The sequence below is a fragment of the Neobacillus sp. PS3-34 genome, from assembly GCF_030915465.1.
GTDB lineage: Bacteria > Bacillota > Bacilli > Bacillales > Cytobacillaceae > Neobacillus_A.
This window is the reverse complement of record NZ_CP133267.1, coordinates 2,337,209-2,352,089: the sequence shown is the minus strand read 5'-3', so window position 1 is coordinate 2,352,089 and position 14,881 is coordinate 2,337,209. Positions and strand designations below refer to the sequence as shown.

Annotated in this window: 11 protein-coding genes and 7 pseudogenes; 6 read left to right on the top strand and 12 right to left on the bottom strand. The window is 39.1% G+C overall.

Annotated elements, in window-relative coordinates:
• Positions 1-23: 23 nt before the first annotated feature.
• Positions 24-854: a KPN_02809 family neutral zinc metallopeptidase gene (locus RCG23_RS12210; RefSeq protein ID WP_308179856.1), complete on the bottom strand. Its 831-nt coding sequence runs from the start codon at positions 852-854 to the stop codon at positions 24-26.
• A gap of 267 nt (positions 855-1,121) precedes the next feature.
• Between RCG23_RS12210 and RCG23_RS12205 the strand changes: the two genes are divergently transcribed.
• From RCG23_RS12205 to RCG23_RS12195, 3 genes and pseudogenes are all read left to right on the top strand, one after another.
• A complete protein-coding gene (locus RCG23_RS12205; RefSeq protein WP_308179855.1) occupies positions 1,122-1,367 on the top strand; it encodes a hypothetical protein in 246 nt (81 codons plus the stop codon).
• Between the two features lie 255 nt (positions 1,368-1,622).
• Positions 1,623-1,832, top strand: a pseudogene (locus RCG23_RS12200) (N-acetylmuramoyl-L-alanine amidase); the annotation flags it as partial.
• Positions 1,832-1,942: pseudogene (locus RCG23_RS12195) on the top strand (P-loop NTPase); the annotation flags it as partial. The pseudogenes RCG23_RS12200 and RCG23_RS12195, both read left to right, overlap by 1 nt.
• Positions 1,943-1,997: 55 nt before the next feature.
• Here the strand turns inward: RCG23_RS12195 and RCG23_RS12190 are convergent.
• A complete protein-coding gene (locus RCG23_RS12190) occupies positions 1,998-2,384 on the bottom strand; it encodes a 2-oxoglutarate dehydrogenase E1 (protein ID WP_308179854.1) in 387 nt (128 codons plus the stop codon).
• Between the two features lie 88 nt (positions 2,385-2,472).
• Between RCG23_RS12190 and RCG23_RS12185 the strand changes: the two genes are divergently transcribed.
• A complete protein-coding gene (locus RCG23_RS12185) occupies positions 2,473-2,646 on the top strand; it encodes a hypothetical protein (protein ID WP_308179853.1) in 174 nt (57 codons plus the stop codon).
• A gap of 105 nt (positions 2,647-2,751) precedes the next feature.
• Here RCG23_RS12185 and RCG23_RS12180 read toward each other — a convergent pair.
• The 3 genes and pseudogenes from RCG23_RS12180 to RCG23_RS12170 form a co-directional block, all read right to left on the bottom strand.
• Positions 2,752-4,037 (bottom strand): annotated as a pseudogene (locus RCG23_RS12180) (nitrate/nitrite transporter).
• Positions 4,038-4,262: 225 nt separating this feature from the next.
• A pseudogene (locus RCG23_RS12175) lies at positions 4,263-4,867 on the bottom strand (hypothetical protein).
• 14 nt (positions 4,868-4,881) lie between these two features.
• Positions 4,882-6,054, bottom strand: coding sequence for an Alp7A family actin-like protein (locus tag RCG23_RS12170; RefSeq protein ID WP_308179851.1), 1,173 nt, complete (start codon positions 6,052-6,054; stop codon positions 4,882-4,884).
• 743 nt (positions 6,055-6,797) lie between these two features.
• Between RCG23_RS12170 and RCG23_RS12165 the strand changes: the two are divergent.
• Positions 6,798-7,156 (top strand): annotated as a pseudogene (locus tag RCG23_RS12165) (transposase); the annotation flags it as partial.
• Positions 7,157-7,258: 102 nt separating this feature from the next.
• On the opposite strand, the gene RCG23_RS12160 reads toward RCG23_RS12165, so the two are convergent.
• The gene (locus RCG23_RS12160; protein ID WP_308179850.1) at positions 7,259-9,412 is read right to left on the bottom strand and encodes an outer membrane protein assembly factor BamB family protein; all 2,154 of its coding nucleotides are present in this window, start codon (positions 9,410-9,412) and stop codon (positions 7,259-7,261) included.
• A 156-nt stretch (positions 9,413-9,568) separates the two neighbouring features.
• On the opposite strand from RCG23_RS12160, the pseudogene RCG23_RS12150 reads away from it, so the two are divergent.
• Positions 9,569-11,184: pseudogene (locus tag RCG23_RS12150) on the top strand (serine hydrolase domain-containing protein).
• 110 nt (positions 11,185-11,294) lie between these two features.
• Here the strand turns inward: RCG23_RS12150 and RCG23_RS12145 are convergent.
• From RCG23_RS12145 to RCG23_RS12120, 6 genes and pseudogenes are all read right to left on the bottom strand, one after another.
• Positions 11,295-11,615, bottom strand: a complete 321-nt coding sequence (locus RCG23_RS12145) for a hypothetical protein (RefSeq protein WP_308179848.1) — start codon at positions 11,613-11,615, stop codon at positions 11,295-11,297.
• Positions 11,585-11,839: pseudogene (locus RCG23_RS12140) on the bottom strand (hypothetical protein); the annotation flags it as partial. The pseudogene RCG23_RS12140 and the gene RCG23_RS12145, both read right to left, overlap by 31 nt.
• Positions 11,840-11,850: 11 nt before the next feature.
• Complete coding sequence (locus RCG23_RS12135; RefSeq protein ID WP_308179847.1) at positions 11,851-12,282, bottom strand: D-alanyl-D-alanine carboxypeptidase family protein; 432 nt, start codon at positions 12,280-12,282, stop codon at positions 11,851-11,853.
• Between the two features lie 323 nt (positions 12,283-12,605).
• A complete protein-coding gene (locus RCG23_RS12130; protein WP_308180045.1) occupies positions 12,606-12,947 on the bottom strand; it encodes a zinc ribbon domain-containing protein YjdM in 342 nt (113 codons plus the stop codon).
• A 142-nt stretch (positions 12,948-13,089) separates the two neighbouring features.
• Positions 13,090-13,992, bottom strand: a complete 903-nt coding sequence (locus RCG23_RS12125) for an HD domain-containing phosphohydrolase (RefSeq protein ID WP_308179846.1) — start codon at positions 13,990-13,992, stop codon at positions 13,090-13,092.
• A gap of 120 nt (positions 13,993-14,112) precedes the next feature.
• On the bottom strand, positions 14,113-14,805 hold the full coding sequence (locus RCG23_RS12120; RefSeq protein ID WP_308179845.1) for a hypothetical protein: 693 nt from the start codon (positions 14,803-14,805) through the stop codon (positions 14,113-14,115).
• Positions 14,806-14,881 lie beyond the last annotated feature (76 nt).

Sequence of the window (14,881 nt, the reverse complement as noted above, 5' to 3'; positions counted from 1 at the left end):
TTTTATCTATTTAAAATATAATCTTAAAGATTGGCTGCCTTAAAGGTGTCTCCTCCTTCTATCGTTCCGTTTTCAAATCCTTTATTAAACCAGCGCTTTCTCTGTTCTGAAGTACCATGTGTGAAGCTTTCCGGAACAACATATCCCTGCGCCTTTTTTTGGATGTTATCATCACCGACAGCATTTGCTGCATTCAACGCTTCTTCCAGATCCCCCTTTTCGAGATATCCCTTTCCCTGGGCATGCTTGGCCCATACACCAGCTAAATAGTCGGCCTGCAATTCAAACCGTACTGAATACTCATTGCTGTGCCGTTGAGCCGCCGTGGCCTTATCACCAGTATGCAAAAGGGTTTGCACATGGTGGCCAACCTCATGGGCAATGACATAAGCCATCGCAAAATCCCCTGGTGCGTGAAATTTTTGCTGGAGCTCATCATAAAAACTCAGGTCAATGTATAACTTATGGTCACCGGGACAATAAAATGGCCCCACTGCTGCACCGGCCGTTCCACACGCAGACTGGACACTGTCTTTATATAATACGAGTGTCGGCTTTTCGTAAACTAACCCTTTCTCCTTGAATACCTCAGTCCATACATCCTCTGTATCTGCAAGGACTACAGAAACAAATTGCGAGAGTTCCTTCTCCTTGGCTGTTTCCTCATAAGGGGCGTTCGTATTTGAACCCGTATCATTTGTCATGTTATTCAAAATGTCACCGGGATTACCGCCAAGCAGCGTCACGAGAAGAAAGATGACTATACCGCCAATCCCCCCGCCAATGAGCGTTTTACCCCCCATGCCCCTTCGATCTTCAACATTCGAGCTTTCTCTTCTACCTTTCCACTGCATGATTTTCCTCCCCTAAGAAATATTGGCTAATTAGCTAAATCAAAAGTACATTTCTCCTAGTGTTATACCCAATTTCCGCATAATTAAATATGTAAGCCTTTTGTAATTTTTTTATCAGTTTCTATATAGGCATTTAGCGGCATGAGTATGATAAAAAAATTAAAACTCATTTACAAATTAGTTAAAATACTATAAAATTCTTAATAAAGAACTAAAATAATCTTTAATAAAGAACCTATTTTTATTTTTGACCGAAGGAGGTGTGGTGTGAATTTGAAAGAAACAAAAGTGTTAATTTTTGTAATATTGTTAATGAGTACTTTTATTATCCCTACATCAGCCTATGCCTCTATTTCTACTACTCAATCAATACCGAGTAATGATTTTTTACAAATTATTTCTGGCCTTTTTCACCCCTCAAGAATGATAATAAGGCAACAAGCAATAACCAAAGCGACAGCAGACAGAACGAGGACGACCATAATGGGAATTTTAATACTTGGCATTGGATGATTTAGACTTCGAAGAAACTGAAAATAAACCAAAGAAAGATAAAGCAGCTGATCTCGATGATTTAGATTTTTAATAAAAAAGGACAAGCGGTTCTAAATAACCGTTTGTCCTTTTCTTTAACCCTTTCTGACAGTCCCAGAGTCCAATAATTTGTTCATATTAAATCTCGTCAACCATACGGGCATTCCCTTTTCTTGTTTTTGTATGATTGCCTTTTCGACAGCTATTTCAAAAAGTCTAATTCTCTTTCTTAGATCGGGCAAAATTATTCTTTTGGATCCCGGCCACGGTGGTCCCGATGGAGGTGCAGGAGATAAAAGTGCGCTTGAAAAAGATATTGCCTTGAATGTTTCCCTTAAAGTAAGGGATTTCCTGCAGCAGCAGGGAGCGTTGGTTATTATGACAAGGGAATCGGATATGGATTTGGCACCGGATGGAATGAAGGGCTACAGCCGCCGCTATGCGTAGAAGATAATGCTCCGATCATTTGGCGCGGGCCGATGTTAGGCAAAATGTTAAACAGCTTCTTTAATGAAGTGGAATGGGGAGATATTGAATACCTATTGATGCGCCTTTTCATTTTCCGATTTTTCATTTCTTTGCCATATATTGAAAAGTGTTTCAGAAATTTTATATAGGATAGTCCCATAATCCAAGCCTTCCTTTTGCATGAATGTAAGCTTCCAGCATGCTCATATCCTCCACCTCCCATGCAAAGTTACCGACATCATAATCACCAAGTATATACTGGTTGCCCGATATAACACGCCCATTTTCAAGAATAGCGCAGGTACCATCATTTTCTAAAACCTGAATACAATTGACCAAAGTGCAAGTGGCAATTATTTTCCCTGTTGGAAGGCTGTCTGGTGTACATCCATGCCTGGCTAAAAGAGCCTGAATGGCCTTGTGGCTGCATGCCTCATTATTTATTTTTTTACTTGTATGGACTGGCCATTGGTCCCCGGTAATTTGTTTTCCAGGACCTTGTTTCGTCCCCCGACTCCCCAAATACAAAAAGGCTTGCCCATGGTTGGATCATTGATAAAACCTTCATATTGCACTCCTTATCAAGAGATCTACTTTTGATTATGTTTGCCATCAAGTGGTTGTTTTAGTACTTAATGCATTTTTTATTCCATTCCCTATTTTCTGCTATGTACGCGGGATTGTTTTTGGAATGGGTGACCCCAAAACAATAATGGCGGCCATTATGGTCGTGATGATGATCAATGTAAGGATAGTAAAGGCAGTTTTGGAAATGATGAAGGCTGCCTAAGCTCAGATGAAATTTGGAGAAGATGGTATTGCCACTAGGGGAAATGATATTTTAGAGTTGAATTTCATTAAAATCATCGCGGATTAAACCGCGATGATTTTTTTATTAAGCGTCGCCATTAGTTCTCTTGCCTTCGTTTCTTTCGGACGCTGATTCCTTAATAAGAATTCCACCAATCAAGCCAACTATTGAGAATATGGCCGGGATAATAAAACCGTAATGGTACCCAACACTAGTTGCGGAAGAGTGGAAATGGTCTAATACTTTTCCAAAAATACCTGGTAACAGCACTGCACTCAAAAACCCTCCAGTATTGGCAAAGCCTGAGACAAAACCGACCTCTTTCATTTCAAAAGATTTGCGCACGACGGCAAAAGTTAACGCACTTGCTCCGTTTCCGTACCCAATGATGGAGAAAAGAATAATAAGCATGAAGTAAGGCGGCTTCCCGTTAAATAAAAGAAAAGCAGCCCAGCTTATAAAAACGATGATGTGGACGACAATATAGGGCCTTTTTATTGATTCCAAACGGCTTGAAATCCAGCTTGTCAGCGGAGCCCCAATGATTGCCCCAAATAGACCGATCATAATGAGCTGGCTTGCCCCTGACCGTGTCATTCCATAGACATGCATCCCATATGGGACGGCCCACGAACCAATAAACCCTACATACGTGCCAACAACTCCAAAGTGGCATAAGAAGGTAGCCCATGCCTGGCGATTGGAAAAAATGCGATATAACAAAACCAGCGTTTTTTCACGTTTTTTCTCCGTTTTAACTGAAGATTTTTGTGTCAAAGAACTGTTCTTTTCCATTTCCTTTGGTTTCTTTACGAGTACAAAATAAAGAAGAAATCCGCAAAGGCATAAGATTATTCCCACTGTAAAAAAAGGCGCTCGCCAGCCCGATAAGGAAATCCATGCTGAAAAAGGAACAGTCGCCATCAGGAAACCCAAACTCCCCGTCATTCCTGCCATGCCAAGCAATCCAACAAATTCTTTCACTTTAAACCATTGGCTTAATATTAAAACTAAATTGACCCAAATTGTCGCATCCCCTATCCCTACGAGTAACCTGGCAAGAAGAAGGACCATTTCATTCGGTGCAAGACTATAAATTAATGTGCCTATACCATTAAGCAATGTCCCGATAATAAGAAAACGATTGGTGCAAAACGATCTGACAAGATCCCAATCGGAACTTGCAAACCCGCATACGCCAAAAATTGAATACTCGTCAGTAATCCAATAGTAGACGCTGTAACATTAAAGTCTTTCATCAATTGATCCGAAATTAATCCCGGTGCTGTTCTTTGGCTCACAATTAATAAATAAGCAAACAATACTGTGGCAAAAACAACCCATCTATAACTGCTATTTTGTTTTTCCAATGGTCTCTACTCCTGTTGTCTATTATTTCCTTTATATTATACTCTTTATTTTCTTATATATAGATTTTCCTACTTACCATGGAGTAGTTTTCTTTTTAACGAGATAGTGCAAGGGGAATTTAACTTGAAGAACTTTAAAGTCCCGCTGCGATTGAAAAGTACGTTTCAATCACAGCGGGACTAGAATCTAACATTTGATAATAATGGCCATTCTTTTATTATTTCCTACTTATTCATTTTAGCAAGAAAATCTCCTAGAAGGCCCTCTAAATCGTTTTCAGTTTCGTCATTTTCTTCCTCTTCTACTTGCTTCTGATTTTGAGCTTCTTTCCAATCGAATGTACTTAGGTCATCATCCATCATGTCTAAGTCATCAGAATCCGCTTTTTCATTTGAAACGGATAGATTATCCTCATTGATAGAAGTAAGCGAATCACCTTTGATTGCCATGTCTTCCTGCAAGTACAATGCCTCGTTTATTTCTAATGATTTACTGTTTAAAGAGGCCAGCAATGCAGTTGCCCTAATTGGGTCAGTTAATAGTTGATAAATAATACTTCCCAACAAGGCCTCAGAATGTTCATGCTTTACCCAGTCCCGCTGTGATTTACTTAATTTATGGGGAAGGGGAATTGTAATCGATTCCCTTTCCCTTGCATAAGAATTACCAACCCCTTGTACCACAAACTCAGCAATCTTACTTGAAAAATTCCTTCTCTCTGTTTCTTTTAAGTTTTGCAAATGCCTTAATATATGGTCAGGGGTATCGGAAGGAACACGAAAGGATATCGCTTGGCCCTCTTAACCTCACTTGGGGTGCTTTTTTTCATACTATCACCTTTTTTTAGCTTTTAACGGGCTCAGGAACCGCATTTTGCTTTTCTGATTTTTTCACAAAATCAATGATTAACTTATAATAAGCATTGGCCATCATCCAGATGCTCTCTTTCTCGTCTTCAAAAAACTCAATATTATAACCATCCAGCTTATTATTCAATGCTTTGATATATTCCTTTAATACCGTTGCACCACCGCCAACGAAGTAGCAAATTTCTGTTTGAGAATTCTTCTGCCATACATTGCGGAGCAAACGATATTGCTTTTTAGCTAGTTCCAGCAGAATGCGATCTGTAATATCATGGACGCTCGTCCGGCTTCCTTTAACCATAATATGATTGCGATCATTTTTTCTCGTTATAATTTCAACAACGTCACGTCGGCTGTCTAATTCCACTCCATGTTTGGTCCTTATTTCTTCCCTAATTGCCTCTAGTGATTCCGATACGCCCAGATTAAATCCTTGCGCCTTATCATCATCGACATTTCGATTTTTAATAACCGCGACATCTGTCGATAAGCCACCAATATCCTGGATTAGTATCCTCTTATCAATTAAATCCTTATTAATTATTTTTAAGTTATTATCCATTACTAGATTAATGTAAGCCGCAAAGCCTTCAGGATAGACTTTAACCTCATCAAATTTAATATTTACCTTTATTCCCTGGTATTTTGGTGTTACCAGAAATTCGACTTGATGAACAGAACCCATTAATTTAGATCGATATCCTGCATCCTTTCCTTCCTTCACTTCACGAAGGGGAAGTCCGGTTCCTAGCGTATAATTTGCATCAATTACATTTTTTGTCCTTGGAAAAACCTTTGTATTATCTTCCTTCACTGCATCTAGTGCAAGGGTTGCAAACAGCATGATTAATGTTTGATCTTCTTCTGACTTGCTGCTTCCCGGATCTAATTCTGAGGCATTATCGCTTTTTGTGGCTAAATTGCCAATACGGTAAATAACATTATTTTCTTTCAGTGCTGGAGAATGCACCTTAATATGAATTCCATCCAACGGGTTTTTATTATCTAATTCTTCTATACCAATAACAGGCCGATTTTCCGTTTCCCTTGCAACAATATTAGGGATATTCAATTCATTCTCTATTTCCCCGAAAATAGCTTTTATTGAATCATTTCCAACATCAACAGCAGCAATTCTTGATTTAGTCATATTACACCATTCCTTTTCTTTCTAGTTTTATAGTTATAAGCTGATATGTATTAATTATGTTCTTCTATTAAGGTTATAGATGATTACTAGATTCTTCAATGAAACCGGCACAAAAGAAATAAATCTGTAAACCTGTAAACAACCTGTAAACTAATGGTTTTTTGTACACAATTTCGTATACGACACTTACAAACTTGTGTACATGTTGTTTTTGTGGGATGTAAACGTGTTTGTATACACGTAAACGAATTTGTATACTTTTGTTTACTTATAGTAAACTTGTAAACATTTTTGTTTACGTGGTAATTGGTAAGGTTAATAAATTTTAAATTTGTTTTAAATTTCTTACTGTAAAATAAAATTTTAGTCTGTCTTAGAATGGGTCTGTTGATCTCCGTTCCAGGCACTCGCTTTCCGCGGGGCGGGCGGTGAGCCTCCTCGGCGCACTGCGCCTGTGGGGTCTCACCTGTCCTGCTGCTCCCGCAGGAGTCTCGCGCCATCCACTCCAATCAACAGGGTTTAGAAAGTTAGTGGAGTAGTAGAACCAAGCCTATCTTAAAATAGATACATATAACGCTAGAGGTGATGAAGATGCTTTCGAAAAACAACCCAATCCAAAGAGCTCAACTTAAAATGGTTACTTTAGACCAACTTGTTCTTCAGGGCCATTTGGTCCGTAAGATGGAATCGGCCCTTGATTTCTCTTTCATTTATGACTTAGTCAAGGTCTTGAAGTATTCGACACCAATAAAGAGGGATATCGGGAATATAAATCCCCAAAGCATATTTTCTCCACTTGCCCGTTTTTAGCCAAATGTACAGAAAGCAAGGATCATCAAAAGGTAGTGACACGGTATATCTGGCAAGAGTATGTGGAGGAAGTTGACCACCTGAGGCATAAACAAGAGGTAAAAGAGATCTATGCGAAGCGCAAGAAAATGATTGAGCGCGTATTCTCAGATGCAAAGGAAAAGCATGGCATGCGTTGGACAACCCTGAGGTGTCTTAAAAAATTGGCCATGCAAGCGATGCTTACTTTCTCGCTGACTTGAATCTTAAAAAGATGGCCAACTGGACATGGAGAGGTTCAGTAATGGCCTAGAGACTGCCCCTAAGGGGTGGTCTAACCTTAGTGAAAGCCTAATAAAATCGACAAAAGGGGTTTGGAATGAGAACATTCCAAACCCCTTTTGTCGACAACCTGTTATTGTTTTTTCGCCACAATTTTACTGATATATGCCGATACATCCTGTATCTGTTTATCTGTTAAAACATCTCCAAATGCTGGCATAACCGTGCCGCCTTTTTTAACCCTTTCTATCACTTTTTGTTGATCATCGGCTACCTTGCTAAGCTGGAGATTCGGTCCATTATGTCCTCCTGCTCCTTGTTCGCCATGACAGGCAAGACAGTTTCCCTTAAAGACCTTTTCACCTTCGTCCGGATTAGCCGCAGTAGTCGCCCCACCTTGATCCTTATTTTCGTTTTTCTTAGCCTTATTGTTTGTTACTGATCCTGATTTGATTTTTCCATCGAGGGAGAAAGTCCAAAGCGAGTCTGCATGCTTAGACCCAGCAAGGGAATTTCCTGCGACAAGGACAGAAATGTATTCCTTTCCATCGACTTCATAAGCAATTGGCGGCGCATTTACTCCTGCATCCGTTTTAAATTCCCATTCCTGCTTACCAGTTTTCGCATTATAAGCGATCAGTCTTCCATCATTATGGCCAACGAAGACCAGTCCACCCTTGGTGGTTAATATACCGCTGTATGCAGTGGCATTCCATTTTTTCTGCCATGCAATTTTGTTTGTTTTCACATCAATTGCCGTCACTGTACCTTTTAACGGAGCATCCTGTATTGGCTGGATGATGCTTCCCCAATAAGTGCTTCCCGGTTTATATTTTTCCTGGCTTCTGGTAAAAGTAGAATACTGGTCAGAGCCTAACACGTAGAAATATCCCGTTTCCGGACTGTAGGCAGATGGCGGCCAGTTTGCCCCGCCAAATGTGGATGGCTTTACGAGAAGCGCTTTTTCCCAATATGGAGTAAAAATCTTTCCGAAGCTGCCGTTATACCCTTTTACTTCTTTTTTGATCTGCTCTTCTGTTACATCCTGCGGCACAAACGCATCACCTTTAGGGATTGGTTGTGTAGGTGAAGTGTTTTGCCGCGGTTCCTGCGGTACAGGTTTTTCATCAATTCCTACCAACGGCTTGCCATTTGTCCTATCGAGAATATACACCCATCCTGTTTTACCTGCTTGTGCAAGAGCCTTTCTTGTTTTTCCATTCTTTTTCACATCAAACAAAATGACTGGATTGGGTGCATCCAAGTCCCAAAGATCATGATGAACTTCCTGGAAATGCCATTTATACTTGCCAGTCTCCGCATCAACGGCCACAATAGAAGAAGAGAATAAGTTATTTCCTTTTCGATTACTTCCATCCAAATCTGGCGAGGCATTGCCTGTTGAGAAATAAAGCAGGCCTAATTTAGGGTCGACGGCTGGCGTCTGCCAGACCGGTGCCCCTCCGCGTTTCCACGAATCATTATCACTTGGCCATGTTTCATGCCCGCTTTCTCCAGGTCCAGGAATCGTATAAAAGCGCCAGAGCTCCTTTCCTTTTTTAGCATCAAAGGCGGTGACCCTTCCCCTAATTCCATATTCCCCTCCGGAAATACCTGTATACACCTTTCCGTGATAGTAAAGAGGTGCACTTGTAATCGTATAGCCCTTTTTCCAATCATCAACCGTCGTCGACCAAACCTCTTTACCTGTTTTCTGATCCAGCGCCACAAGCCTTGCATCTAAAAGGCCCACATATACTAACCCGTCGCCAATCGCTACTCCACGGCTAGTCCAGCCACAGCAAACGGTGTTTAGTTCCCCGATGTTAGGTTTATAAGTCCATAAGGTATCACCCTTTTTAACATCAATGGCGGAAACTTCGTCTGCACCCGTAATTACATACATCACACCGTTATAAACAACCGGTGATGCTTCTCCTGAATACTTGAACTCAAATCCCGAACCGAGATGAGTTACCCATTTTGCCTTTAGATCCTTGATATTGGATGTGTTAACCTCGTCCGAGACTGAATACCGCTGATTGAATGTATTGCCGCCATTAGCAATCCAATTACTCTTCGGAAGCGCTGTCAATTGCTTGCCGGTAAATGCCGGTGCCATTGGATCCTCTGCTTTTGTTTCCGCAGGGGTGTTTTCACTTTCTTTCGGCGTACCCACCACTTGCTCCTTTTTATCCACTGTAGTTAGAAAAACATAAAATAAAACGATGACGATAAAGAGGCCTGTAAAACCAGAAATAATAATCCACTTGTTTTCCCGTTTCAACTCCGCACCTGCTTTCCTAGTACATAATTACTATTTCCATTACCCTTTTATTAGAAAAGTAAACAAGCCATAAAAGTCTTAGAGCAGGAAATCTTTTGTCATTTATTGAATTAACTACTAATCAAGTAAGAAAGAATTAGAAGGAGCACATGTTTTATGTCAATTTTACTAGAAAATATTAATCGTATTATTCATGATTCAATGAAAGCTAATAACATCCCTGGTGCAGCGGTTGCTGTTATTAAAAACAATGAGGCGCTTTTATCTCGGGGATATGGAAAGACGAATGTTGAGGAATGGGGATCACCCGTCCGTTCAAATACACTGTTTCGAATTGCATCCGTAAGTAAGCTTTTTACGGGGACACTAATGATGATACTTGCGGAAAAGGCGCTATTGATTTGGATAAGCCTGTCCAAGCTTATGTACCATGGTTCACTGCCGCTGATCCGGAACTATCCAAGCTTATTACACTTCGTATGCTTTTATCGCACTCATCCGGCCTCCCTACAGGCGGCGGCTTAAGTTTCTATCACAACGAGTCAGGCCTGTTTCAGTATATGAAAGAAGTCGTTCCAACCCTGCCAATTCTTTTTCATCCAGGCACTGCCTATTCCTATGGCAACCATGCACTGAATATCGCAGGATTTGTGGCAGAGCAAATAACAAACAAAAAGTTTGCAGTACTAATGCAGGAAATGCTTTTTAATCCTTTGGAAATGAATCAGACCACCTACGATCCTTTAAAGGCGATGACCTATCCATTGGCACTTCCTCATGATAAGGACAGCAATGGAAATCTGGCTATTTCTCATAAATTTATGGATAATACTGCGAGCTATCCTTCTTATTATGCATTTTCTTCGATTGAGGACCTGGGCAAATTCGCCATGATGCATCTCCAGGAAGGAGCTTATGCCAATAAGCAGATTATCTCCTCCGCTTCTATCAAGGAAATGAGGAGTCAACATAGCAAATGGTACAATTTAACGGATGGTGGCTGCGGGATCACGTTTTTCAAAGAAACGAAGGATGGCATTGACCGTTACTGGCATTATGGACAGTATAGCAATCAGTATTCCAGCCAGTTTATCCTTGTTCCTGAAAAAGGAATTGCCGTCATTGCTTTGGCAAATGGAGAAAATATCTTTCAAGCCGGATATGAGATTGTGGACGAGTTGCTGAAAGAAGCAAGTAATGAGGAAATGGAGAAAGTGAACGTAACTTCTTCTGTGGAACCTGATTGGAAAGCCATTGAAGGTTCTTATTTACACAGCTATTACGGGATTTTCGATATCCAGTACCTTTCAGGAAAGGTATTTTTAAAGCAAAACGAACAGGAATTTGAACTAATTCCACATAGCAGCGATACTTATGTTGCCAAGGATGAACAGGGAAACACCACTTTCACTGTAGGTTTTCCAACCCCTTCTGCAGAACAAACCATCCAATGTATCGTTGTAAACAGCAAGGCATGCCCTGAGTTTAAACAAGTGTACACTCCGAATCCTAGCGATTGGAAAAACTGGGAAGGCACATTTAGTGATGGAAGGGATTCTTACGAGGTAAGGATCCATGGCGAATCCCTGATTATTAAAGACCTGCAAATGAATAAAGAATTAACAGGCCGTGCTATTGAAAAAAATCAGTTTTTGACAAAGGAATATGGCCTGGTAAGTTTTATCAATATTAATGGCGCCATTAACCTGGAATTTGACTATGCCTGGCGTTATCCGAAAGTAAACGCAGGTGTTCTGGCGCTGCAATTATAACAAAGGAAAATAAAAAAAATCCTCTTCGGGAAGACAGCTGGAACAGTCTCTTAAAGAGGATTTTTTTATTTATTGGTGCAGCTTGAAAAAAAAATTCTGAGGAATGGCCGTTATTCCGTTTTACTTGCAGCCGCTACTGCTGATGACATTGCCGCAACGAGTGGCGAGCTTCCTACCTTCACTCCATTTTTCCATATTGTTACCTCACCAAACATTTGATCCTTGCCTATTATACTATCAGCTGCAAGAGGGATGATCGTTACCTTTTTACTGAAAGGGAACTTGGAATCCTTTTTGGCTGTAATAGAAATCGTATTTTTAGCTACCAGTGGAATGGAAGTACCATTCATGTTCACCGATGTAATCGTCTCCCCCTGTTTTACCACTTCTGCTTTTTGCATCATGGCAAAGGAGTAAGTCGTAATGGCCAAAGGTCCTTATATTCTTCCTTTTTAGAAGACTTCATGACTACCCCAATCAGAGTAACATCACCTTTTTTTACAATTTCAACAAGAGAATTCCTGGCTTCGTCTGTATACCCTGTCTTCCCTCCCATTACGTATGGGAGGGTAAAATATTGTGCCCGGCTTGTAAGCTTTACTGTCCGTTTAGAAGTATGTACGGTGGCTGATTTTAGTCCCATTGTTTTAAAAACATCCGGATAGTTTAGATATGCGGCCTGGTGAGGAGTGCCATATCACTTGCCGTGGTATAGTGTGCCGGATTATGTAATCCATTTGGAGTTACAAAATGACTGTTACTCACTCCAATTTCCTTTGCCTTTTTATTCATTAAAACACTGAACTTTGCTTCGCTTCCGGCAATATGTTCCGCAATCATTGTTGCAACATCGTTGCAGCTCATAACTAATAATGCTTTGAGGGCATCGTCCCGGCTCATTCTTTCGCCAACTTTTAAAAGAAAATAAGGATTGCTTGCATCCTGTTTTACTGCTTGTTTACTGGCAGTCAACATTGTACCCGGTTTCACCGAATCTATCAAAATCATCGCGGTGACAATTTTAGTAAGGCTTGCTGGAAACCATTTTTTTTGATTTTGCTTTGAGTATATGGCTTCTCCGGTTTTTGCATCAATCACGACTGCATATTCCCCAAAATTTTCGGAGCTGGTGTGGCTGCTTCTGACTTAGAAACCTGTCCTGCTAAGAAAATTAATAGAATAAAACAAAAAACTACCTTTTTAACAAGCATGAATGACCTCCTAATATATTAAAATACATTTCAATTTCTTTGCGGAAGAAGAGTAGTACGTAATGCTCTATGTATTATTTATTCGTTATTTTGAATTTTTTTCCTATTCATGAAGAAAATTATTTTTTATAGCAAAAAAAGAAGCGCCAATGGCCATACTCAAGTCATTGGCGCTTCTGCCTCGAAGGCTTAAATTAATTAAATGATCATTTATATCTTTTTAACAAACTCAGATTTTAATTTCATCGCGCCAAAACCATCAATTTTGCAATCAATATCATGGTCTCCGTCAACCAGGCGTATCCCTTTTACTTTTGTCCCTATTTTTATGACAGATGAAGTCCCTTTTACTTTAAGATCCTTGATTACTGTAATAGAATCACCATCGTTTAAAATATTTCCATTTGCATCTTTAACAATCTTCTTATCTTCACTATTTTCCGTAATTGATTCTGAAGTCCATTCATGACCACATTCTGGGCAAACATAAAGACTTCCATCCTCGTAGGTATATTCTGAATTACATATCGGGCAATTAGGCAAATTAGACATCAATTCATTTCCTCTCGTTGTACTAAAAGTATATCCTACCTATGGTACGGTTCAAAATGAGGTTTTTCAAGTGTTCACATTAAAAAAGGCAATTCCTAGACAACACTACAGAATTCCCCTTCTTTATATTAAAAATTTTAAACTAGATACGTCCTTCTTCTTTTAATATTCCAACAAAAGCTTCTACAACTTCTTTATCGTAGTGAGTATCTACGAGCCTTTTTAATTCATCTACAGCAAACTGTACATTATAGGCTTTACGATAGGCACGATCTTCTGTCATCGCATCAAACGTATCACTAACCGCAATTATTCTTGCTTCCAAAAGAATTTGATCTCCTTTAAATCCATTCGGGTAACCGCTTCCATTTAATCTCTCATGGTGCTGTTCTATTATATCAGTTATGCCTTCATAATAGAGGTTCTTAACCATTTTTGCCCCATCGGACGGATGGCGCTTTATGATGGCAAATTCTTCGTCTGTTAACTTGCCAGGTTTGGTTAAGATATCCTCAGGTGTATTTATTTTTCCGATATCATGGAGAAGGGAAGATATATATAAATTCTCTAATTTTTCTTTTGGCAGCATTAGCTTTTTTGCAATTTTTACTGCATACTCAGAAACTCTTTCACTATGTTTATATGTATATCGGTCTTTTTTTTCCACTTGATCAACTATATTTTTTAGTGTGGTCATACTTTCACTTAATTGATAAAACGTCGGTTCTGTAATAACCCACAAATAAACAACATCTGTTAATACATTAAAATGAATGGGCTCTTTAATATTACTGGAGGTAAAATAGTCATGGGGTCCCAATTTAATTTTTTCGCCGTCCAATTCGCAGATCATTTCACCTTGAAGTATATAAACAAATTCCATTACATTGGGATTATCGCCTGGATAAATGTAAAATAAATTATCTTTTGCTACATTCTGGATCATAATTTCAGATCCATCCCCACGGGCAAGCAGGCTAATATCAAAATTATCAAAAATAACCTGTTCCATATAAGTTCCTTTTCTTCCTATAGTAAAAGCCACTGGTACCACCTCAAATTCCAATTACAAAAATAGCGAGCCTTTATATATACAAGACTCGCTTTCTTTCTTTAATAATATAGAATTCGAAAAGCTTCCTCAATCATAATTTTTACAAGATTTTTAAAATTTTACAATTCGTATAGGGTCAATGTAGACCCACTTATCAGCAAAACGTACAAGCTTCCAGCTGCATTCCGCAATTACACCATTTTCTGCAGCTTTTTTAATTGTATTAGCTGACAATTGAAGTGTCTCATTATAGACATCTTTAATGACTTTTTGAAGGTCACTAGTAAATCTTTCTGTTTTTTCTTGATACTTTTCAGATCTTTCATCCAGCTTGTTTGTTAATTTACTTATTTTTTCTTCCAATTTAATTGCATCCTTGTCATTCGCAGGTACCAGCTGTGCTGTTGCTTCATCTATATCCTGATGAATCTCATATAATTTACTATCAACTCTCAATTGTTCTTCATTTATTTTGGCATTTAACATAAAAACCTTTTCCTGGAGTTTTTCTTCTTTACTGCGGTCATTTTTGACAGCTTCCAGGTCAGACAGGGCTTTTTCTCTCTCATTTTTTAATTTTATTAGTTTATCTCCTTCTTCAATTTTACGAATATCAGCAATATAATCGGTTTGAAGTGAATCTGCTTTTTCTACTGCTTTTTCAATTTTTTGATCAATATCTCTATTGGTTTTTTCAATTAAATCCAGTGCTTTTGCCACATTTTTGTCTTCATCCGCAAATGCAGGCGACCCTAATGTTAAAATTAATGTTGTTGAAAATAAAATTGATAATAGCTTTTTCATAGTTTTACCCTCCTCAAGATTAGTAATATTTACCCACGAAAAAGGTCCTTTTAAACATATAAAAGGACCTTTTCTT